The 23,356-nt window shown below is 35.5% G+C and carries 20 protein-coding genes and 1 tRNA gene; 8 read left to right on the top strand and 13 right to left on the bottom strand.

Features of this window, described 5'->3' with window-relative positions:
• Window positions 1-103: 103 nt before the first annotated feature.
• Window positions 104-1,723, top strand: coding sequence for an amidohydrolase (locus tag FAF07_RS03390; protein WP_142783784.1), 1,620 nt, complete (start codon window positions 104-106; stop codon window positions 1,721-1,723).
• Here the strand turns inward: FAF07_RS03390 and FAF07_RS03385 are convergent.
• Window positions 1,720-2,415, bottom strand: a complete 696-nt coding sequence (locus FAF07_RS03385; protein ID WP_142783783.1) for a class I SAM-dependent methyltransferase — start codon at window positions 2,413-2,415, stop codon at window positions 1,720-1,722. The genes FAF07_RS03390 and FAF07_RS03385 overlap by 4 nt on opposite strands.
• 116 nt (window positions 2,416-2,531) lie before the next feature.
• Between FAF07_RS03385 and FAF07_RS03380 the strand changes: the two genes are divergently transcribed.
• On the top strand, window positions 2,532-3,023 hold the full coding sequence (locus tag FAF07_RS03380) for a YkgJ family cysteine cluster protein (protein ID WP_142783782.1): 492 nt from the start codon (window positions 2,532-2,534) through the stop codon (window positions 3,021-3,023).
• Between the two features lie 26 nt (window positions 3,024-3,049).
• Window positions 3,050-3,880, top strand: a complete 831-nt coding sequence (locus FAF07_RS03375) for a sterol desaturase family protein (RefSeq protein WP_142783781.1) — start codon at window positions 3,050-3,052, stop codon at window positions 3,878-3,880.
• Here FAF07_RS03375 and FAF07_RS03370 read toward each other — a convergent pair.
• Window positions 3,877-5,166, bottom strand: a complete 1,290-nt coding sequence (locus tag FAF07_RS03370) for an exo-beta-N-acetylmuramidase NamZ family protein (protein ID WP_142783780.1) — start codon at window positions 5,164-5,166, stop codon at window positions 3,877-3,879. The two genes, FAF07_RS03375 and FAF07_RS03370, sit on opposite strands and share 4 nt — an antisense overlap.
• A gap of 8 nt (window positions 5,167-5,174) precedes the next feature.
• On the opposite strand from FAF07_RS03370, the gene FAF07_RS03365 reads away from it, so the two are divergent.
• Window positions 5,175-6,410 carry an ABC transporter permease gene (locus FAF07_RS03365; RefSeq protein ID WP_142783779.1) on the top strand — a complete coding sequence of 412 codons (1,236 nt, stop codon included), beginning with the start codon at window positions 5,175-5,177 and terminating at the stop codon, window positions 6,408-6,410.
• 120 nt (window positions 6,411-6,530) lie between these two features.
• Window positions 6,531-7,511: a PLP-dependent cysteine synthase family protein gene (locus FAF07_RS03360; RefSeq protein ID WP_142783778.1), complete on the top strand. Its 981-nt coding sequence runs from the start codon at window positions 6,531-6,533 to the stop codon at window positions 7,509-7,511.
• Window positions 7,512-7,555: 44 nt separating this feature from the next.
• On the opposite strand, the gene FAF07_RS03355 is transcribed toward FAF07_RS03360, so the two are convergent.
• Entirely contained in the window at window positions 7,556-8,038 is a 483-nt protein-coding gene (locus FAF07_RS03355; RefSeq protein WP_142783777.1) for a CIA30 family protein, read from the bottom strand.
• Window positions 8,039-8,487: 449 nt separating this feature from the next.
• Between FAF07_RS03355 and FAF07_RS03350 the strand changes: the two genes are divergently transcribed.
• Window positions 8,488-11,256 (top strand): M16 family metallopeptidase, encoded by a 2,769-nt coding sequence (locus tag FAF07_RS03350; RefSeq protein ID WP_142783776.1) that lies wholly within the window; start codon window positions 8,488-8,490, stop codon window positions 11,254-11,256.
• Window positions 11,257-11,495: 239 nt separating this feature from the next.
• Here the strand turns inward: FAF07_RS03350 and FAF07_RS03345 are convergent, their stop codons facing one another.
• The 10 genes from FAF07_RS03345 to FAF07_RS03300 form a co-directional block, all read right to left on the bottom strand.
• Window positions 11,496-11,912: a VOC family protein gene (locus tag FAF07_RS03345; protein ID WP_246067764.1), complete on the bottom strand. Its 417-nt coding sequence runs from the start codon at window positions 11,910-11,912 to the stop codon at window positions 11,496-11,498.
• 240 nt (window positions 11,913-12,152) lie between these two features.
• Window positions 12,153-12,347: a hypothetical protein gene (locus FAF07_RS03340; RefSeq protein WP_142783774.1), complete on the bottom strand. Its 195-nt coding sequence runs from the start codon at window positions 12,345-12,347 to the stop codon at window positions 12,153-12,155.
• 120 nt (window positions 12,348-12,467) lie between these two features.
• Entirely contained in the window at window positions 12,468-14,591 is a 2,124-nt protein-coding gene (gene scpA, locus FAF07_RS03335) for a methylmalonyl-CoA mutase (RefSeq protein ID WP_142786528.1), read from the bottom strand.
• Complete coding sequence (locus FAF07_RS03330; protein WP_142783773.1) at window positions 14,591-15,271, bottom strand: hypothetical protein; 681 nt, start codon at window positions 15,269-15,271, stop codon at window positions 14,591-14,593. Before FAF07_RS03330 ends, scpA begins: the two co-directional genes overlap by 1 nt.
• Window positions 15,272-15,274: 3 nt before the next feature.
• A complete protein-coding gene (locus FAF07_RS03325; protein WP_142783772.1) occupies window positions 15,275-16,645 on the bottom strand; it encodes a methylmalonyl-CoA mutase subunit beta in 1,371 nt (456 codons plus the stop codon).
• A complete protein-coding gene (locus FAF07_RS03320; protein WP_142783771.1) occupies window positions 16,638-16,967 on the bottom strand; it encodes an FtsB family cell division protein in 330 nt (109 codons plus the stop codon). The genes FAF07_RS03325 and FAF07_RS03320 overlap by 8 nt, the downstream gene beginning before the upstream one ends.
• Complete coding sequence (udk, locus tag FAF07_RS03315; RefSeq protein ID WP_142783770.1) at window positions 16,968-17,573, bottom strand: uridine kinase; 606 nt, start codon at window positions 17,571-17,573, stop codon at window positions 16,968-16,970.
• A gap of 64 nt (window positions 17,574-17,637) precedes the next feature.
• Window positions 17,638-18,057, bottom strand: a complete 420-nt coding sequence (locus FAF07_RS03310) for a c-type cytochrome (RefSeq protein ID WP_185956507.1) — start codon at window positions 18,055-18,057, stop codon at window positions 17,638-17,640.
• Window positions 18,058-18,062: 5 nt separating this feature from the next.
• Entirely contained in the window at window positions 18,063-19,187 is a 1,125-nt protein-coding gene (locus FAF07_RS03305; protein ID WP_142783769.1) for a PQQ-dependent sugar dehydrogenase, read from the bottom strand.
• A 28-nt stretch (window positions 19,188-19,215) separates the two neighbouring features.
• A complete protein-coding gene (locus FAF07_RS03300) occupies window positions 19,216-21,516 on the bottom strand; it encodes a TonB-dependent receptor family protein (protein WP_246067763.1) in 2,301 nt (766 codons plus the stop codon).
• A 142-nt stretch (window positions 21,517-21,658) separates the two neighbouring features.
• Here FAF07_RS03300 and FAF07_RS03295 point away from each other — a divergent pair.
• A tRNA-Pro gene (locus FAF07_RS03295) sits at window positions 21,659-21,733 on the top strand.
• Window positions 21,734-21,960: 227 nt separating this feature from the next.
• Window positions 21,961-23,217: a site-specific integrase gene (locus FAF07_RS03290; RefSeq protein ID WP_142783768.1), complete on the top strand. Its 1,257-nt coding sequence runs from the start codon at window positions 21,961-21,963 to the stop codon at window positions 23,215-23,217.
• The last annotated feature ends 139 nt before the right edge of the window (window positions 23,218-23,356 follow it).

The following is a 23,356-nucleotide window of genomic DNA, read 5'->3' as shown; positions in this document are numbered from 1 at the left end:
CTCAAATTGTTTCAAGCCCATTTTAAATTATAATTGGTATAATAGTATGATTAAAAGCATTCCTAATACGAATGCTTTTTTTATTTTTAAGAAAAACTTCAACATGCGTAAATTAATAGGCCTTTTAATATTTGTAATTCTAATGAGTTGTTCAACAAAAGAACAAATCGATTTGATTGTTACAAATGCAAAAATATATACGGTTAATCAGGACTTTACAACCGCAGAAGCTTTCGCGGTAAAAGACGGTAAGTTTTTAGAAATTGGAACTTCAGAAAATATTAATTCTAAATACGAAACTACCGAAACTTTAGATGCTAAGGGACAAACCGTTTTACCAGGTCTAATAGATGCCCATTGTCATTTTTTAGGCTTGGGTTTAAATCAATTACATGTCAATTTGGTTGGTACAACTAGTTTTGATGAGATAGTTAAAAGAGTAAGCGATTTTCAAAACAAGCGTCAACACCATTTCATTTATGGAAGAGGTTGGGACCAAAACGATTGGAAAGAGAAAGCGTTCCCAGATAATATGGTGTTAAATAGTTTATTTCCTGATACGCCTGTGGCTCTAAAACGTATTGATGGACATGCTTTATTAGTTAATCAAGCGGCTTTAGATTTAGGAAACATAACTGTTGAAACTGATATAGATGGTGGCGAACTCGTAATTGAAAACGGCAAATTAACTGGTGTTTTAATTGATAAAGCGCAGCGTTTAGTGCTTCAGCATTGGTCAAAACCAACAAAAAAGGAAGTTGTTACTGCTTTATTAGAAGCACAAAAATTATGTATTGCGCAAGGTTTGACAACGGTTGACGATGCTGGATTGGACAGAGATGTTATTGAGGTTATTGATAGTTTACATAACGCAGGAGATTTAAGTATAAGAGTGTATGCTATGGTTTCTGCCAACCAAAAAAACCTAGACTATTACTTGAAACGGAGCATTATTAAAACAGATAGGTTAAACGTACGGTCATTTAAGTTTTATGCAGACGGAGCTTTGGGGTCAAGAGGCGCCATGTTACGTGAACCATATACAGATAAACCAGGGCATTTAGGGTTATTAGTGAATAGCATTGATGAGCTTAATGAAACAGCTCAGCGCATTTCTAATTCAGAATTTCAAATGAATACCCATGCTATTGGTGATTCGGCAAACCATGCGGTATTAAATATTTATAAAGACGTTTTGCAAGACAAAAAGGATAGGCGCTGGCGTGTTGAACATGCCCAAGTTATATCACCAGAAGATTTTGAGTTGTTTGATAATATTATTCCATCTGTTCAACCAACGCATGCTACGAGCGATATGTATTGGGCAGAAGATAGGGTAGGAGCAGAACGTGTAAAAGGCGCATATGCCTTTAAAGATTTGTTAAAAGTCTATGGAAAAGTAGCCTTGGGTACAGATTTTCCAGTAGAGCAGGTAAGCCCGTTTTTAACGTTTTATGCTGCTGTTACTAGGCAAGACTTAGAAGGTTATCCAGAAGCTGGTTACCAAATAGAGAATGCTTTAAGTAGACAGGAAGCTTTAAAAGGAATGACTATTTGGGCGGCCTATTCTAATTTTGAAGAAGACGAAAAGGGTAGCATTGAAGTTGGCAAATTTGCAGATTTTATCATTTTAGATAAAGATATTATGACGGTTGAGGTTAACGAAATACCTCATGTAAAAGTTATTCAAACCTTTATTGACGGAAAAGCGCAATTCGATTAAAAGAGGCGTGCCAAATAATCAAAATGCTCCCCTTCGCTAATCAACTCACACTGTAAGCCAACCGTCTCACAAGCTAATTTTAAGGTTTCAAAATCTAGATATAACCATTTCAAGGGAGTTTCTTGTTCCCCTTTATAGGATAAGAAATAATCGAGTTCGCCGTAATAATTGGCGTTCGTATCTATCCAAAATCCGCCATCTTCATCTTCGTACATATATTTAATATCGGATGAATCAATTAAAATGTGTCCGTTTGGGTTTAATAAACTTTTTAAATGGGTTAAGTATTTTGAAACTTGTGATAATTCTTTAAAAATTCCTGTACCATTCATAAGTAATAGGATGGTATCAAACGATTGGTTTTCGTCTAAAACATCAACGACTTCAGCATGTAAAACACCACGTTTTTTTGCCACTTTTACAGCCCCTTTTGAAATGTCAATAGCTTTTACTGTAAAACCTTTTTCTTGAAGATACAAACTATGGCTTCCTGCACCACATCCTACATCTAAAACAAAACCTTTACAAAGTTTTAAAGCGTTCTGTTCCAGCTTTGGCATGTCTTTAAAGCCTCGAAACAAATAGGGTACTGGCAAAACATCATCACCCGAAATACTTGTTGAGGTTATAATATCTTCGGAGTAGTTTCCGTTTTGATAATCGATTAAAGCGTTTCCGAAAAGGTCTTTCATTTTGTTATTTTTGCGAGACATTTAAATCGTGGTAATCTGTTGATTTAAGATTTCAATTTTAAAGATTACTTTAGTCATTCTTACATCTTAATGACGAAATGCACTATTTTTACACCATGCAAGACATGATTAATAATCTTCCAAAGTTCGCCAAAGATAAGCATAACGAGAACAAAAAATTCTTTGATAAGCTCAAAAAGAAACCACCTAAAAATTTAGATTATGTGATGCAAGAATTGCATGATGATGAGTTTAAACAAACCGATTGTTTAGAATGTGCCAATTGCTGTAAAACTACAGGACCTTTGTTTACCGATAAAGATGTTGAACGGATTGCGAAACACTTCAGAATGAAACCTCAACAATTTATTAGTCAATATTTACGCATTGATGAGGATAAGGATTATGTGCTGCAAAGTGTGCCCTGTGTGTTTTTAGGTTCAGATAACTATTGCTCAATTTACGAGGTTAGACCAAAAGCTTGCAGTGAATTTCCACATACAGACAGGAAAAAGTTTCAACAAATTTCCAATCTAACATTGAAAAATGTAGCAATCTGTCCTGCCGCTTTTAATATTGTTGAGGCTATGAAGCAAAAAATAAAATAAGTATATTTAGAAAAAAACTTAGCATTTTGGAGCTTATTTTAGAATATTTCGAAACCATCCCATCGCTTCATCGCGCTATTATAATAATTGGTGGTCTTTCATTCTTTTGGATTTTAGAAGGGGCGATCCCTCTGTTTACTCTAGATTATAAGAAATGGAAACATGCCGTTCCAAATATCTTTTTCACCATTACAACCATTGCTGTTAATTTACCATTGGCCTTTTTATTTCTTAAATCCTCCGATTGGGTTGTGGCCAATGACTTTGGAATTCTAAACTGGTTGCCAGAGATGCCTATATGGCTTTACGGTATTTTAGGTGTTTTTTTAATTGACTTTATAGGCGCGTACTTACCACATTTAATTGAGCATAAAGTGAAACCTCTTTGGATGGTTCATTTGGTACATCATTCAGATCATCATGTGGATACAACCACTGCTAACAGACACCATCCCTTAGAAAGCATTATCCGTTATGTGTTTACGCTTATGGGGATTTTTATTATCGGGACACCTATCGGTCTTGTGTTGCTCTATCAGTCCTTGTCGGTTGTTGCAACCCAATTTAACCATGCCAACATCAGGCTTCCAAAAAAAATTGATGACGCTTTAAGTTATGTCATTGTATCACCCGATATGCATAAGGTACATCACCATTATACTTTACCTTATACTGATTCTAACTATGGGAATATTTTTTCTGTATGGGACAGGTTATTTGGGACGTATATGAAACTCGATCCTGATAAAATTGTATATGGGGTTGACGTATTCCCTGATGAGGTTGAAAATGGACGTATTTGGAGTTTGTTAAAACAACCGTTTCAAAAATATAGAAAGCCAACTATAAAGCATTAGTCATAAATCAAATATTTCTCTCTAATTTTTTTAAAGGCTTTTAAATCTTCTTGCCAGCCCTCTTTAATAACTTCTTCATTTAAGCCAGCTTCAATTTGTTTCTGAAGTTTATCTGTTCCAGCATGTTTAGTAAAACCACTGTCAAGAAAAAATAAAGATTTATCGGTGGAATTTGTATAAGCCTTTATAATCCATTTTAGAGTCATCACGCCGTTAATTTCTTCATCTTTTAAATCTTCGCCATAGCAAAGGTTGTTTTTGTGTTTAGGATTTTTTGCTCCAAAATTTGCAACAGGTGTATAATTGAATTTAAGATTTTCTTTGTCTAAAAAAGGTGCGCCATAGCGTTGAAACTGAAACTCTGTTCCACGACCAGCATTTATGTTTGTACCTTCGAAAAGCCCTAAACTTGGATATAGTTTAATAGATTGATCGTTGGGCAAATTTGGCGAAGGCCTTATAGGTAAACTATAAACCGCGTCATGAGTATAATGTTTAATAGGTATAATAGCAATATCACATTTTAATTCGTTTGTTAACCATTTCTCGCCATTTACCATTTGTGCATATTCACCAATTGTCATACCGTGTACTAAAGGAATAGGATGCATTCCTAAAAAGCTTTTATTCTCAATTTCTAAAGTAGGACCATCAATATATTGTCCGTTTGGGTTTGGTCTATCAAATATTAAGAGTGGTATTTCAGCTTCGGCACAAGCTTCCATAACGTAATGCAATGTAGAAATATAAGTATAAAAGCGAACCCCAACGTCCTGAATATCAAAAATAATAATATCTAAACTCTTAAGTTGTTCTTTTGTTGGTTTTCTGTTTTTTCCGTGAAGTGAAATAATGGGTAAATTGGTTTTGGTGTCTATACCATCTTTAACATCCTCACCAGCATCAGCGGTACCACGAAACCCATGTTCCGGAGCAAATACTTTTTTAATATCAATATTTAAAGACATTAATGAGTCTACTAAATGAGTGTAATCGTCATTGCGAAACTTCGCAGAAGTTGTGGCAATCTGTTCATTATTTAATTCTTCATCTTTAAAAATCACACTAGTCTGATTCGCCACAATCCCAACACGTTTGCCTTTTAGTAAGTATAAATAAGTTTCGGTTTGATTTGCACCAACAATAATTGTACTGTCATTCTGAACTTGTTTTAGAATATCATCATGTTTAGCACTTAAAGTATCTTTTGATTTCGATTTACTTCCGCAAGAAATCATTACTAAAAGAAATAATAAAACTGTATTTTTGAAAAATTTAAAGCCCATAGATAATTTTGAATTACGAGTATTTTATAGCTAAACGTATTATTGGTAGTAAAGCGTATAAAAGTAGCATATCGGCACCAATAATAAAAATTGGTATAGCAGCGATTGCTATAGGTATTATTGTCATGATGATTGCCATGGCGACAGGGATGGGATTGCAAAATAAAATTCGAGATAAAGTCGTGGCATTTAACGGGCACGTGAACATTGCTAACTACGATAGTAATAATTCTCAGGAAAGTATAGCGCCAATTTCTAAAAACCAAGACTTTTATCCAGAATTTAAAACTGTAGAAGGTATATCCCATATTCAAGCGGTGGCGACTAAATTTGGAGTCATACGAACCGAAACAGATTTTGAGGGAGCAATTTTAAAAGGTGTAGACGGTGACTATAATTGGAATTATTTTGAAGAGTTTTTAGTTACAGGTCGCTTGCCAAATTTCGATAAGAAATGGAGTGAAGAAGTGTTAATCTCTCAATATCTAGCAAACCGATTGGGCTTCGAGGTGGGCGAGCGGTTTCAAATGGTGTTTGCTAAAGAAGATCCAGAAAAACTTCCAAACATTATCACTTTTAATATTGTAGGTGTTTATAATTCAGGGTTTCAAGATTTAGACAAGCAGTTTTTAATCGGCAATATTCGGCATATCCAACGTATAAACAAATGGGAAGATGACCAAATTGGTAATTTTGAGGTATTTGTTACCGACTATGATAATTTGGATAAAAAAGGTATTGAGATTTACCAAAATACACCTTCAACCTTAAATACAATCACTATTACAGATAAGTATAGTATGATTTTTGAGTGGATAAAAATTTTTGATAAAAACACCTACGGTATTATCGGGATTATGATATTGGTAGCGGGTATTAATATGATTACAGCATTACTCGTGTTAATTCTGGAACGTACTCAAATGATTGGTATTTTAAAAGCCTTAGGAAGCACGAATTGGAGTATTAGAAAGTTGTTCCTATATAATGCTTCTTACCTTATTTTTTTAGGTTTGTTATGGGGCAATTTTTTGGGTTTAGGGCTGCTGTTTTCACAAAAGTACTTTAAACTTTTTCCTTTAGACCCCAGTGTATATTACGTTACCGAGGCTCCTGTTTATATTAGTTTCGGATATATAGCCTTGCTAAACATCGGGACACTAGTCTTGTGTATGCTCATGCTTTTGGTACCGTCGTATATTATTACTAAGATTTCACCAGTACGGGCTATAAGATTTGAGTAGTTTTTAGCACTTGGTATTTTTTAATGAGCTTAAAAAATTGCTAAACCACTAACGCAATAAATTCATCTTTTGGCTTTCCACTATTAACAATTACCTTAAATTTGCATTGAAAATTTTTTTATGGATTACGCTAAAAATATACTTGAAACGATAGGGAATACCCCGCTAGTAAAATTAAATAAACTTACCGCTGATTTGCCATGCTTGGTTTTGGCAAAATATGAAACCTTCAACCCTGGTAATTCAACAAAAGACCGAATGGCACTCAAAATGATTGAGGATGCTGAAGCAGACGGTAGATTAAAACCTGAGGGGACTATTATCGAAGGGACTTCAGGTAATACTGGAATGGGCTTAGCATTGGTGGCCATTGTTAAAGGGTATAAATGTATTTTTGTTATAAGTGATAAACAATCCAAAGAGAAAATGGATATTTTACGTGCTGTAGGTGCTGAGGTTGTCGTTTGCCCTACAGATGTAGAACCATCAGATCCCCGTTCATACTATTCGGTGTCTAAGCGTTTGGGTGAAGAAACACCAAATTCGTGGTATGTAAACCAATACGATAACCCCAGTAATGCCCAAGCACATTATGAAAGTACCGGACCAGAAATCTGGAAACAGACCGACGGTAAGATTACGCATTTTGTAGTGGGTGTTGGTACAGGGGGAACCATTTCAGGGGTTGGTAAATATTTAAAAGAGCAAAATCCAAATATTAAAATTTGGGGTGTTGATACCTACGGAAGTGTTTTTAAGAAATACCATGAAACGGGTGTTTTTGATGAAAACGAGATTTATCCTTACGTGACAGAAGGCATTGGTGAAGATATACTACCAGAGAATGTGAATTTTAGCTTAATTGATGGTTTTACCAAAGTAACTGATAAGGATGCGGCTGTGTATACACAGAAACTGGCCAAGGAAGAAGGTATGTTTTTAGGCAATTCTGCGGGTTCAGCAATTAAGGGTGTTTTACAACTACAGGAACATTTTACTAAAGATGATGTGGTTGTCGTGCTCTTTCATGATCACGGGAGTCGTTATGTTGGAAAAATGTTCAATAACGATTGGATGCGAAAAATGGGGTATTTGGAATAACGGATTGGGCACTCAAATAAAGGCGTTGCAAAACGTTTAAATTTTCACATTAAAATTATACTATCAATTTCTAGTTTAAACGATTCTTCTTTTTTGTTAGCAATCAGAAAAGCAATCATTTCTATGCTTTTACCTGGAAAATTAACAGCGTCCAATTTTCTACCCCTAAATGTAGGATACATACTATCGAAAGGTATTGTGATGGTTTGCCAATCTCCAGTAGTCTCAAATGGTACCACGTATGAAAAGTCGTCGTCAGTATTGGACTTGACCCTGAACTGATAGTTTTTACCATCCCCTTTTAGTTTAATTACCACAGTCGTGAGTGCATTAACATTCTTAGTTTCAAAATTAAATTGTACTATGGAAAATCCACCGTTATTTTCCAATGATACATAGCCTTCAAATACCCCTGTCCCCGAGTTGCTTAAATTAAATGAGCCGCTAGACTTACCGCCCATAACGACATCATCAACTATACGCCAATCGGAGATATTACTGTCATTATTAAATTTAAAAAGTATCATGAGATAGTTATTAATAGGATAGTGCCTAATAGTAAATTGAATTTTATAGTCACTGGTATTATATATTCGATTAATCTAAATAATTCTCCGATGGCTCTGCCTCGGGGTTTCCGATTCACCTCTCCTTCGGAGAGGTCGGAACTGCTTTTTGGCAGTTCCGGGTGAGGTAAAATATAAAATTTCGGTTTTTGACCCAAAGGGCAAAATGAAACCGGCGAAATACCTCTATGGCTTTGCCTCGAGGATAGTCGGTTTCAAGAAATTTTTTATTTAGATTTACAGAGACTGTAATATGTACTAAGTTAGTAAACATTCCATTAATCGGATGCAGTTCTGTATCGTTTAAAGTGGTTGAGTGGATAACTCAAAATTTAACATTTTACGTAAGTAAATTCAATAAAAATTTGATGATGATTTAATATCTTTACAAAAGACTAATTTAAAATATCATGAAAAAAAACAATTCAATTTTTAAAAGGCTGTGCTTTACAGTCCTTTTAGTATTATTATCCATTAATATTCAAGGTCAAATTAAAGAAACGGCTAGTGTGGAAGGTATCACACAATATGTTTTAGATAATGGCTTAAAAGTATTGTTATTCCCAGACAATTCCTCGCAAACTATTACGGTAAACATCACCTATTTAGTGGGTTCTAGACATGAAGGTTACGGAGAAAAAGGTATGGCACACCTCTTAGAACACATGGTGTTTAAAGGAACGCCTAATCATCCGGATATCCCAAAAGAATTAACGGCGCATGGGGCAAGACCTAATGGTACTACGTATTTTGACCGTACTAATTATTTTGAGACTTTTAATGCCACAGATGAAAACCTGGATTGGGCACTGGACCTTGAAGCCGATAGAATGCTGAATTCATACATTGCAAAAAAAGATTTGGAATCTGAGTTTTCTGTAGTTAGAAATGAATTTGAGCGCAGTGAGAATTCACCATCCAGAGTATTGATGCAAAAGGTAGTGAGTTCTGCTTATTTATGGCATAATTACGGACAATCTACCATAGGGAATCGCTCTGATATAGAACGTGTTCCCATTGAAAACCTAAAAGCGTTTTACAAAAAATACTACCGTCCAGATAACGCAGTGTTAATGATTACGGGCAAGTTTGATAAGGACAAAACATTGGCGCTTGTTGAGAAAAAATTTGGATCGCTTAAAAACCCAAACATAGCTTTAAACGATGTTCCTACCGTTGAGCCAGCACAAGATGGCGAAAAGAGAGTTACTCTAAGTCGTGTAGGCGATCTTCAAATCGTATCGGCATTGTATCATATGCCTGCAGGCTCGCATGAAGATTATGCTGCGATGTCTGTTGCTGAGCAAATATTAACAGACAATCCTTCTGGTAGATTATACAAAGCGTTAGTAGATGGTAAAAAAGCCTCAAGCTTATATTCTTATATTCCGTTTACTAAAGAACCTTCATTTATGTACATCAATGTAGATGTGCCTTCAGATAAGTCTTTAGAAGAAGCTGAAAATGTAATGCTGTCATTACTAGATGACTTGAAGAATCATCCGATAACCGATGAAGAACTTAAACGTGCCAAGGCCAATATCTTAAAGCAAGTGGATCAGCTTAGTAGAAATTCTGCCTATCTAGGCACCTTCACGAGTGAATTTATCGGAGCTGGAGACTGGCGATTATTATTTATTCAAAGAGACCGAATTGAAGCGATGACTGCTGAAAAAGTAAATGCAGCTATCAATAGATACTTGATTTATACCAACAGAACTGTTGGGAATTTTATACCAACCAAAGAACCGATCCGTGTTGAGATTGAGCATACTGAAAATCTTGATGAGTTGGTAGCAGATTATAAAGGGAAGGAAAGTCTTGGTGAAGGCCAGGCGTTCGATATCTCATATGATAATATTCAAAGCACGCTCAATTCTGGAACACTGGAGCAAACGCCTATTGAATATGGTTTTATTAAAAAAGATAACCGTGGTGAAACTATAACACTTTCATTCATTATTAGAAATGGTAATGTTGATGATTTTATGAATAAAGGCCGTTTGGCAAGCTATACGGCTAAAATGCTAGATAAAGGCACTCAGAATTTTTCAAGACAAGAGATTGAAGATAAGTTAAGTGCAATGAAATCGTCTATTCGTTTTTCCGGATCTAATGGGCGCATAAACGCTAATATTAACACAACAAAAGAGTATCTCATGGATGCCTTAGCGTTAATGACAGACATGCTTAAAAACCCAAAGTTTGATCAAGCCGAATTAGATAAACTTAAAACACAGGAATTGGCCAGCATTGAAAAAAATAAAACGGAACCTCAATTTTTAGCAGGTAAAACCTTGCGCCTTTTAAATCAAAGGTATAAAAAAGGCCATCCCTCTTATGTAACAACTATAGAAGAAGATGTTGAAGAGGTTAATGCAGTCACTATTGAAAAATTACAGGACTATTATAATACGTTTTATGGTATTTCAGACAATGCATCCTTGATAGCCATTGGTAATATTGATGAGGAGGCCATCAAAGATTATTTTGAAAAGGCATATGCAGATTTTAAAACCGATAAACCATATACTGAAATATCAAACAGTTTCAAGCCCAACAACACGGCCAATGATAAGATAAAAACACCAGACAAAAAGAACGCCATTAGTATTGGCATGATGTCTTTTGAAGCTAGTCAAGAAGATAAGGATTTTGCCGCTCTGGAAATAGCAAGTTCCATATTTGGTGGTGGGTTTTTAAATTCTAGAATTGCCGGAAGGTTGCGCCAAAAGGATGGTGTGAGTTATGGCGCAGGAGGCAGAGTGAGTGTAGATCCAGATAAAAAGGACAAAAACTCTTCGGTAATGGTCTATGCCATTTATGCGCCAGAAAACGCATCCAAAGTGCAGCTAGGTTTTAAAGAGGAAATCGAAAGATTCATCAAAGAGGGCATTACAGAAGAAGAGCTAAAAGTAGCCTTGACGAGTTGGGTTCAAGGTGAAAATGTGTCGCGTGCCAAGGATAATGAACTTTCAAGAACCATCAGTAATAATTTATATTTTGATAGGGATATGATGTTTCAAAAAGATATTGAAGAACGTGTTACTAATTTAACTGTTGAAGATGTTAATAAAGCCATCAAGAAATATTTCAAAACATTTGATAAATGGACGGTGGTCAACGCTGGAGATTTTGAAGAAATGGAAATTAACAATGAAGATGAGAAAGTAGATTAACTGCTTTATTTTTAAGTATAAAAATCCAGTTCATAAATACTATGAATTGGATTTTTTTTGTTTCATGTTGTTGCAAGACGTATACCAATTACATCATAAAATATGCTTAAAACAAACCTTTGCTATTGCAAAATCAGGACGCCCTTATGATGAAAATTTTGTTTCAATTCCGATAGCTATCGGAATAGCTTAAATAGTTTGTTTTTTAACTCAGTTCTTTGTTGTGTAGTTTTTACTTTTTATTGATAAAATTTATTTTCATCCACAACAATTGTAGTCAATTCAACAATATGCCCATCAGGGTCTTTTGTATAAATTGAATGAAAATAAAAATGGTCTTGAATATTAAATCCCAAATTCAATTCAGTATATCTCTTTTTTGCTTTCTCAAAATTCTCATTTGTCACATTGAATGCAAAGTGGTCTATTTTTACGTTTTTTGAGTTCAATTCAAGTTGAGCATCAGTAAGTTTAGCTGGAAACAAAGCTATTCCTGATTTTCCAGAAAGTAAGAAAATTGGAAAATCTCCCCACTCAGGTAGCTGATATTTTTTTAGACCAAGAACTTTCTGATACCATTCAGCAGATATATTCAAGTCCTGCACTCGAATAGCTACGTGATCTAAAAAGTCAATTGCTATTTCATTACTTTTCATATTCATTTCTCAACATACAACGTGTTTATATGGTTTATTGCATGTTTAAGCACCTAATTTATCAAATAAAAACCGAAAAAACAGGATTAATAGCAGTGATAAATAAACTGTTAAAACAAGCCTTTGCTATTGTAAAACCAAGACTACCTTATTATGAAAACTTTGATTCAATTCCGATAACTATCGGAGTACTTAAATTATTTTTTTTAATTCACTTCTTTGTTGTAGGCTTTTAGGAGATTATTGGTTTAGTTTTTTCTCCAATTCATTAATTCTCTTTTTCAGTTGGGATACATGCCAAGATTGAAATACTTGCAAACCCACAAATGAGAAAATCAGAATTGAGTTGGCATATCGTACATCTAAAATTTTCATTATTGCTGCTCCAAGTATAATAGTAGAGCCAATTGTGTAAAATAAATTTTCGTTTTTCATTATAACAATGTTTTAATTTTCTTTAGTGATTTTGAGTGTTAATTTTCCATTTAGTTTTACCAAATGGTCTACAACTAAGTAATAAACACACCAGTATGTTTATTCTCACTATATGAGACATTAATCAATCAATATCTCTAAAATTTTAATAGCAGCATCACTAATTTTTGTGCCAGGACCAAACACCGCAATGGCGCCAGCATCAAATAAATATTGGTAATCCTGTTTTGGAATCACACCACCAACAACAACCATAATATCGTCACGCCCATACCCTTTTAAGTAGTCAATAACTTGAGGGACCAAGGTTTTGTGACCTGCGGCCAATGATGAAACGCCTAAAATATGGACATCATTTTCTACCGCTTGTTTTGCGGCCTCTTGTGGGGTTTGGAATAAGGGGCCAATGTCTACATCAAAACCCACATCTGCATAGCCAGTAGCTACCACTTTGGCGCCGCGATCGTGTCCGTCCTGTCCCATTTTGGCAATCATTATTCGGGGTCTTCGACCATCCTGTTCCGCAAACCGATCGGCCAAATCCTTGGCTTTTTGAAAACTCTTATCGCCCTTTATTTCTTTACTATACACGCCTGAAAATGATTTTATCTGTGCTTTATACCGACCAAATTCCGCTTCTAGGGCATCGCTTATTTCGCCCAAGGTGGCACGCGCTCTAGCAGCTTCAACTGCTAAAGCTAGTAAATTTTCTTTGCCTGTTCGTGCACCCTCAGTTAAATTTAACAATGAGCGGTTCACTTTTTTGGTATCTCTCCGCGCTTTAATAGTGTTTAACCGTTCAATTTGGGAATCCCTGACCGTTTGGTTATCCACTTCCAATGTTGAGATAGGAGCTTCTTCATCCAGGCGATATTTGTTGACACCAACAATAATATCCTGGTTAGAGTCAATCCGAGCCTGCTTTCGTGCTGCTGCTTCCTCAATTCTAATCTTTGGAATGCCCGCTTCAATAGCTTTGGTCATCCCGCCTAATGATTCAACTTCCTCAATGAGTTGCCATGCTTTTTCAACAATATCATGTGTTAGTTTTTCAACATAATAACTTCCTGCCCACGGATCAACCGTTTTTGTTATTTTAGTTTCTTCCTGTAAATAGATTTGTGTGTTTCTAGCAATTCTTGCTGAAAAATCAGTTGGTAATGCAATCGCTTCATCTAACGCATTGGTATGTAAACTTTGCGTGCCACCAAAGGCAGCAGCAGCAGCTTCAATAGTCGTTCTGGCTACATTATTAAAGGGATCTTGTTCTGTTAAACTCCAGCCAGAAGTTTGACAATGGGTTCTTAGCGCTAGAGATTTTTCGTTTTTAGGATTGAATTGTTTAACCAATTTTGCCCAAAGCATCCTAGCTGCCCGCATTTTTGCAATCTCCATAAAGTGATTCATGCCTATGGCCCAAAAAAAGGATAGGCGAGGGGCAAAAGTGTCTATGTCCATACCGGCATCGAGTCCTTTTCTAATATATTCTAAACCATCGGCCAAAGTGTATGCTAATTCAATATCACAGGTGGCGCCGGCTTCTTGCATATGATAACCCGAAATACTGATGCTGTTGAATTTTGGCATATTCTTGCTCGTGTATTCAAAAATATCGGAGATAATTTTCATCGAAGGTGCGGGCGGATAGATATAGGTATTCCGTACCATAAATTCTTTTAAAATGTCGTTTTGGATAGTACCTGCTAATTCCTTTGGAGTAAACCCTTGTTCTTCAGCAGCCACGATGTAAAATGCCATAATTGGCAGTACCGCGCCATTCATGGTCATGGAGACACTCATTTTATCCAATGGAATTTGGTCAAACAGTATTTTCATGTCTTCTACCGAATCAATCGCAACACCTGCTTTTCCAACATCTCCCACGACACGTTCATGATCTGAATCATAACCGCGATGCGTTGCTAAATCGAAAGCTACCGATAGTCCTTTTTGACCTCCAGCTAAATTTCGTCTGTAAAAGGCATTGCTGTCTTCCGCTGTAGAAAATCCTGCATATTGCCTGATGGTCCAAGGTCTGCGTACATACATGGTGCTATATGGGCCACGTAAATGCGGAGCTATGCCCGCTACAAAGTTAAGGTGATCTAAATCCTTAACATCATCTTTTGAATAGGTCCGCTTAAGGTCTATCCCTTCAGCCGTTAAAAACGGATTTTCCTTACATACCTTTTCGGTATGCGTCTTCTTAGTTATGGTTATATGTTGTAGATTTTTCCTCAAAATCATGAATGATTATGACCAGCATGTTCATCTAGTATTGGCGTCATTTTTCCGTTATTCTCTTTGGTACTTGTGTTGCCTTCTAATATATCATTTTCATTAACCTTTGATAAATCGACATCAAAAAGCTTGGCATAAAACAAATCGAAAGCGACGTATGCGGCTAAATATTTATCCGTGGTTAGTCGTCTATAATTCGAGGTTAGGGGCATGCTAAAGAGTTTCGGGCTCATGCTGTTGGTTATTAGCAGCGAATTCATTGTGGTCTTGAATTTGTCATATTCAATATGATTAGCAATGCATTTAAAAAAATCTGATTTATAATTTAAACGGCTTTTAGGGTTTTCGCCATCCCATAAATCATTTTCTTCCTTTAATATTTTAAATACTTCTACAGTATGCGGTGTGATTATTTCCGAAAATTTTGCACGACCACTTAACACTGAACCGATAAATTGTGAATAGGCACGTGGTAAATCGACCTTTCCGTTTCTTTTATAAAAATTGGTGATATCATCCTCAAAAGCAAAAAGGGCTTCATTATATAATTGTTGGCTCTCGCCGCCACAAGATATTTTTGTGCCTTTGTCAGCATATTTATATTCTTTCAATGTGTTTTTCTGATTGCAACTTAGAAAAGTAATTGCCAAGACTAGGGCAATAAGTTTAAAATTTGTGTTCATGATTTATTCTGTTTTTAATCGGTTTTGTTCTAATGATTCTGCTAGACGTTTTTCAATAATAGGCTCGATGAGTGTTTTCCTTGGATTTGTTTTTACAAATGGATATAATTCTAATTCATGACTCATTGTATCAGTAGGGTTTAGATGTTTATTTGTTCCTAACAAAACGTCTTCTCCATTATTAAATGCGGTTTGTTCCTTTAGGGCGCTTTCCTTTATTTTTCTTTGGACAATACCCTTTTTAAGTTGTTTTAAAAATCCGCCATTTGCTTCTATATCCTTAAATAATTCTAAACCCTTTTCTGCCAATTGCTCGGTGAGACTTTCAATGTAATAGGCACCATCGCTCGGGTTGTTTACGGCGTTAAAATAACTCTCATGTTTTAATATTAATAGCTGATTTCTGGCAATGCGTTCACCAAATTCATTATCCTTATGATAAATAGCATCGTAGGCGAGATTGCAAACCGTATTAGAACCACCTAAAATGGCACTCATACATTCGGTTGTGGTTCGCAACATATTGGTGTTGTAATCATACAGCGTTTTATTGCGTTTTGTAGGTGTTGTTATGATTTGACAAATATTGTTGATGCCATACTCATCTGCTAGAGTGCGCCACAATATGCGAAGTGCCCGTAGTTTGGCAATTTCGAAGAAATAATTAGTACCCACAGACACCTTAAATGTGACGTCGATTAGCTGTTTTATTTCGTTTGATATGCCATTATCTAAATGATTTAAATAGTCATTAACATGTGCCAAGGCATAAGCAAGTTGTTGTACCATATTGGCACCCGCATTTTGATATAATGACAAATCAATAGTAATCGATTTTGCTTGCTTTACGTGGATGACAAATTTTTCAAAATCGTCATTTAAATTATGAAACCAGTTTCCTGTTTTGGCAAGATTACCGATGATATCTATGTGAATTTGAATATTCTCAGCGCCAGAAATAAGTTTAATAGTCTTATTAAAAGATTCTGAAACGAACTGCAATTCAAAATGAATTTGAGTGGCTTTTAAATCAATTTGGTCTATTAAATCTTTTACCGAAATACTATCTGAAGGAATAATGAATAGAATGCTTTCTGCCCCTCTTTCAATAACATCAAGGGCTTTTAAGTTGGACTTTTCTACGTTTGCCACAAAAATAGTTTGACAAATTTTCCATGCCGTGGCCTTGGTATTTGATACGCTAGGGAATTCATTAAAATCATCAAAGTGATAAAAGGGCTTAACAGAAATGTCTTCTGGTGTTTTCCAAATCAATGTTAAGTTATAATCAGCACCTTTTAAATCATACTGTATTTTTTGTTTCCATTGTTTTGCCGATACGGGATCAAATTCATCAAACAGTTTATTATTCATTTGGCTTTGTTTTTAAACTATCTTCATATTCAATAATGAATATTTCTTCATTCTCACGCTTCATGAAGTATTCTTCACGCGCAAATTTTTCTAAACCTTCCTCTGTACTTAATTTTTTTATGGCTCTATTATCTTTTTCAATCTCACGTTTGTAGTATTCCTTTTCGGCTTCAAGTGCTTCTACATCCTGATTGAGTTCGTTATGGATAAACCACGAGTTAGCATCAAAAAAAATCATCCAAACAGCAAAAAATATCAATATAATGACAAACCAGTTTTTGAATGGTTTGAGATATTTACCTTTATTTTTTAATGCTGCCATTTATAGCTTCTCGATTATAATGGTTCTAACGATATCAATAGCCACTGTATTATGTTTGTTATTCGGAATAATGATATCTGCAAACTCCTTCATAGGTTCTATAAACTGATTGTGCATAGGTTTTAAGGTGGTTTGGTAGCGGGTTAAAACCTCGTCAATATCTCGTCCCCGTTCTGTAATATCCCTTTTTAAACGTCTAATTAAACGCTCATCTGTGTCGGCATGCACAAATATCTTAACATCGAACATGTTGCGTAATTCTGGGTTTGTCAAAATTAATATGCCTTCAACAATCATCACCTTGCGCGGATGCGTTAAAACAGTATCACCGGTTCTGTTATGCTTCACAAAGGAATAAACCGGTTGATGAATTGGGATATCTTTTTTAAGTTGCTCTAAGTGATTCACCAATAAATCAAAATCGATAGAACGCGGGTGATCAAAATTAATTTTAATTCGCTCGTCATAATTTAAATGCGTGGTGTCTTTATAATAAGAATCTTGAGAAATGATACCAACTTCACCTTCGGGCAGTTCATTTAAAATTTGGTTTACAACCGTAGTTTTACCGCAGCCAGTTCCTCCTGCAATTCCAATTATAAGCATGTTTTTTAGTTTAATTTGCTTTACAAAGTTAGTTAAACGTAAAGGAAATTATATGGAGTAAAACTTATTTTTTAATTTTAGAAACTTCTTCTTCGGTAACTATTTTGTCGCAGGTGTTGCCCCAGCTGTTATTTATATAATTCATAACATCGGCAACCTCGTCATCACTTAAACCCAAGGGAGCCATATAGCCATTATACGTTTTTCCATTTACCACAATTTCACCTTGTTGTCCGTACTTTATGCCGCTAATACTTTCCTCCCGTTTTTCCATTAGAAAATCAGATTTTGCAAGGGGTGGATATACATTTTCTACACCTTCTCCAGATGGTAAATGACATGATATGCAAAAATCACTGTAAATTTCCTGACCGCGCGCGATGCTTTCTTTTAAGAGATCAGTTCGTGGGGCATATTTATAGGCATTTAGATTTAAAATACATAATGATGAAAGCCCTAAAAAGTAAATGATGATACATTTCATTTATTTTAATTTCCGGGGATTATTTTTAAAATACCCTTTCCCTCAATACTTACATAGATATAGCCGTCAGGCCCTTGCCGTACATTTCTAACACGCCCAATACCTTCAAGCAGTTTTTCACGTTTGATGACTTTTCCGTTCTCCATCACCAAGCGTTCCAAATAACTGAATTTTAAAGAACCTACCAATACATTACCTTTCCAATCCGGATAAATATCTGAAGTTACAAAAGCCATACCGCTTGGTGCTATAGAAGGCACCCAATAGAATAGGGGTTGCTCCATGCCTTCTTTCTCCGTTAACTCTGTAAAAGACGTGCCACTATAATTTATACCATAGGATATGACTGGCCAACCAAAGTTTTTTCCTTTTTGTACGATGTTAATTTCATCACCACCTTGAGGTCCGTGTTCGTGAATCCAAATAGCCCCTGTAAAAGGGTTTTTTGCCATGCCTTGCGGATTGCGGTGGCCGTAACTGTAAATTGCGGTTTTGGCATTTTCAAGGTTCACAAAAGGATTATCTTCTGGAATGCTACCATCGTCATTTAATCTGTAAATTTTCCCACCATCACGAGTAATATCTTGGGGGTTAACATCCCGTTCGCCTCTTTCACCTATTGAGAAATATAGATAGCCTTGATTGTCAAATTCAATACGAGATCCAAAATGTTGACCTTTTTTAGTATTTGGAGCCGCTTTGTATAGCAGTTCTTTATCAACTAATTTATTTCCATCTAATTTAGCTCGCATAAGCGCCGTATGACCACCTTCATTTTCACCTTTGGGTGAGGCATATGTTATATATATCCAACCGTTATTTTTATAATCTGGGTGTAATTCCAAATCCATTAAACCGCCTTGTCCACGGACATAAATTTCGGGCAAATTCTCAATATTGACTTTTAAACCGTTTTTAAAGTGAATGAGTTCTCCCGTTTTTTCGCTAATAAGCATGCTGCCGTCTGGTAAAAAAACCATGCCCCATGGAATACTTATATCTGCAACTACACTTTCGGTTTTATAATCTACAGTTTTAGGTTCTTCGGCCTTTATTTCAGATTCAATCTGTTGGGCACAAGCAGCGCAGGTAATACATATTATAGATAATAGGGAATGAATTGCTTTCATTAGATTTGTTTTTTTATTTAAAAATACATTAAAAAATATAATTCAGATTAATTCCAGTGTAATAATTTGTAGGGTTTCCAGGGTAATAATACCGTGGCACACGCCCACCAAAACCTGATGCGTTTATCAAAATTTGTGAAGCATAAGTTGTATTAAAGAGGTTATTTAGACCTACAAAAATATTGAAAGATATATTTTTATTCAGAGTTGCTCTATATCCGAATTTTATATTTGTGAGCTGGTAACTATCAGAATACAAGGTATTACTATCTGTAATTGGCATACTGCCCACAGATTGAAAATTTATATTTCCGTATATGCCCATTTTTGAATTTAAATCAATACCCGCATTGAATACGTAGGAAGGCACTCCTGTTAAATCATTGCCTGAAAAATCATCTGAACCATCGATAAAGACTTTAAAAATATAATCATTTCGTGTATAATTTAAAAATGAGTTTATAGATAATGCTTTGTTCTGAATCCATTTATACCTTAACCCTAACTCTAAACCATCATGTTGTGTTCTTCCTGCATTAATACCGATAAATTCATCTTCGGCCGTTCGTTTTGAAACCAAAAGGTTTTTTATGTCTAATCGGTAGATGGCGACATTGAATTGTAATCTGTTGTCGCGTGTTGTACTTCTAGCACCTATTTCATAATTCCAACCTGTTTCTGGTTTGAGGTTATTGTTTACCTGCCCATCTGGTAATAAGATTTCATTAAGGGAAATGGGTGAGAAGCCATGACTAATGCTTGAATAAAGGCTTATGTTTTCTGACAGTAAATGAGACACGCCTAATTTAGGCGACGTAATGCCATTGAATTTGAAGCCGCCAGACTGATCAGGGTTAGATTCTGAAATCGTGAATCTGTCATCCAATTCATAAGCAGTGATATTAAAATTCAAACCAATAGAAACAGTTGTTTTTTGAAAAAGCTCGTAATTCACCTCAGAAAACGTATTAAAGTAATTTCGCTTCTCTTTGAAACTCGATAGCGGGTTACCTCTTATGCTTCCAGTTCCTGCTGGGGCGTCTTCATATAAATTTTCAAATGTTTTAGATGTATATGTGTCTCTAAATAATTCAGCACCAAGTGTCCAATTCATAGTCTTACCAAATAATTTTGAATGTCCCAATATTCTACTCCGTATGCCAATAGCCCAAGTGTTTTCTTTTAAAATATTAAATGGTCTGGGTTCATAGTTTTTTCTAAACGACGTAAAAAGACTTGTGACCTGTTTTATTTGAGAGTTGAATTCATGATTCCAAGACAAACCAAAAATACCGTGCTTAGAATCTTCATATCCTTGTGAAGCTTTCCATGTAAAGGCTGCAGATTTGGGAGTATTTAAATATGTAATCTTATCAATTGAACTGGGTATAAATGCTTTCAGATCTACATAACTTGCTAGGAATGATAATTCGTCTTTCTGGCTTAAAAAATGATTAGCATGTAACGTAAAAGTTTTTCTATTGTATTTATTATTTTCACGATAGCCATCGCTTTGCGTATGACTGTATGTCGTTCTGAAACTTTTATTGGTTGTGCCATGATTTATATTAATCAGACCTTTCATCAATCCGAACGACCCTATTGAGAGTTCATTATTAAGACTTGATTTATTTAGATATGCATTTTGAGGTATTATATTGATTACACCCCCTAGACCAGCACCATAAATACTAGATGTAGCCCCTTTTAAAATCTCGAAACGAGCTATGGAGGCCAATTCAAAATCTTCGATATTGGTTTCGCCACTGCCGTTAGTTAATGGAATATCTTTAAAATAAGCCCTGATTTTTGAAGTTCCGAATTGGTTTCTAGATCCGATACCTCTTATGGTAATTCGGTTTGTGTTAAGCGCACCGCTATGCATAAAAATACCAGATGCTCTGTTTAAAATAGGAGCCATGTCAACATTATTCCCTAATTTAATGTCTTTTGAAGAAATAATGCTAATGGATGCTGTTGCCTGTTTTAACTTTTCAGGATTATGATTTGTACTTATAATGACCTCATTTAACTCTGAAGGATTCATATCCAATTCAATGATGGCATAGGATGTATTTCCTAGTTGAATAACTCGATTTAAATACCCTTTCTTATTAATTAAATAAATGCCTTTTTTAGACACCTCAAAATAACCATTTCTATTTGAAACTACAGTATCGTTTGTGTCTGTACTAATTATTTTGACCAAAGATAGATTAGAGGTGTTTTCACTATCAATTACTTTTCCGGTAATATTCGTTTGACCGTAACTAAAAAGCGTTAGGAGTAGCGTGATTGAAGTGAGGTAATTTATTTTAAAAATTTGCACGAATCGCTTTTAAATGATTGGAAATACAAAACTATTATTTTAAAGATGTATTGCTAGTTCGTGAAGATAAATATTTTATGAATAATTAATTTGCATACTGAATAAAAAAAGTATATTTGCAACCCGTTACAGATAACCAATTCGGGGTGTAGCGTAGCCCGGTTATCGCGCCGCGTTTGGGACGCGGAGGTCGCAGGTTCGAATCCTGCCACCCCGACTTTTAGGGTATCAAACGATACCAAAAAATAGCTAATCTTATGATAATCAACGATTTTCATATTTTTTGACATCAAAAGATTAGCTTTAATATCAATTGGTAGGTTACCTATTCGGTTACCTAAAAAGTTACCAGATTTTTCACTACATTGGTAATCCAGTAACAATTGACTTTCGCACGATTTGACTTTCGTAAACAAATCGAATATTCACTTAAAGCGAGAGTACATGCAAACTTCAAAGACTTTTAGTATCCATTTTTGGTTGAACACAGCCAAAAAAAAGAATGGTATTGCGCCCGTTTATGCCCGTATTACGGTTAACGGAAAACGCGCAGAAATCAGTTTAAAACGTTACCAATCGGTTACCTCTTGGGACCCCAAAACCAAAAGAGCAAAACCAAGAACTCCAAATGCTCCAGCCTTGAATGCCTACCTAGACCAGGTATATGCTGACTTGTTGGCTTGTCATAAACAATTATTGTCTGAATTTAAGCTGATAACCGCCCAAGCCATCAAAGCCAGGTATTTAGGGGAGGACGAACACCAAAAGAGCTTATTGGACTTGGTGGGCTACCATAACACGACGATGAAAACCGTCCTAAAGTTTGGGACGTTGAAAAACTATTTTACCACGGAGCGTTACATCAATCGATTCCTAAAGGCGAAGATAAAATCCAGCGATATCTACTTAAAACAATTGTCCTATAGTTTCATCATTGATTTTGAACAGTACTTACGAAAATGTCCATCTATCAACAGGAAACAGCCCTTGAATAACAATGGCATTATGAAACACTTGGAACGCCTAAAGAAACTGATGAACTTGGCACTTCAATTGGAATGGATAGAAAAAGACCCTTTTGTACGTTTCAAACTAAAGTTTACGAAACACCAAAGGGACTATCTATCAGAAGCCGAGCTTCAAATATTTGAACAGGGGATATTGGAAACAGAACACCATAAAAAGGTTAGGGATGTGTTTGTGTTTTCTTGTTACACAGGACTATCCTACACTGATGTGAGGTCACTTACTGACCATAACATTGTTAGGGGCATTGATGGCGATTATTGGATCTTTACCCAAAGGGAAAAGACTGCACAGCCTGTAAAAATACCACTATTGGATAAAGCACTGGATATCATCAAAAAGTATGATAACGATACGGAAATCAATGAAAAATTACTACCAGTCTTTAGCAATCAAAAAACGAATAAGTATTTAAAGGAAATAACCGCCCTGTTAGAAATATATAAGAATATCAGCTTTCATTCAGCCAGACATACCTTTGCAACAACGGTAACCCTATCAAATGGTGTACCTATAGAAACGGTATCAAAACTATTGGGGCATTCCAAACTATCAACAACACAAGTGTATGCTAGGGTCATTGAGCAAAAGGTCAGTACCGATATTAGCAATTTAAGAACGAAGCTCAACAATAAAACACTTGACCAGAGGCCTCAGCAGGTTTCCACAAATTGAGGTCCTTTTAAGGAGACAATCTTATTAATCCAATATGGGCACAAGGTAAGTCCGTAAAATGTTTCCATCAAAAGAGTTCGGCATAACCAGGCTCGTGCCTCGCTCTTTTTATTCCACTTCCTTTTGAGCTAAAATTTTA

It is taken from the genome of Changchengzhania lutea (genome assembly GCF_006974145.1).
Classification (GTDB): domain Bacteria; phylum Bacteroidota; class Bacteroidia; order Flavobacteriales; family Flavobacteriaceae; genus Changchengzhania; species Changchengzhania lutea.
The sequence above is the reverse complement of the archived record's forward strand: the minus strand, read 5'-3'. Positions and strand labels throughout refer to the sequence as shown.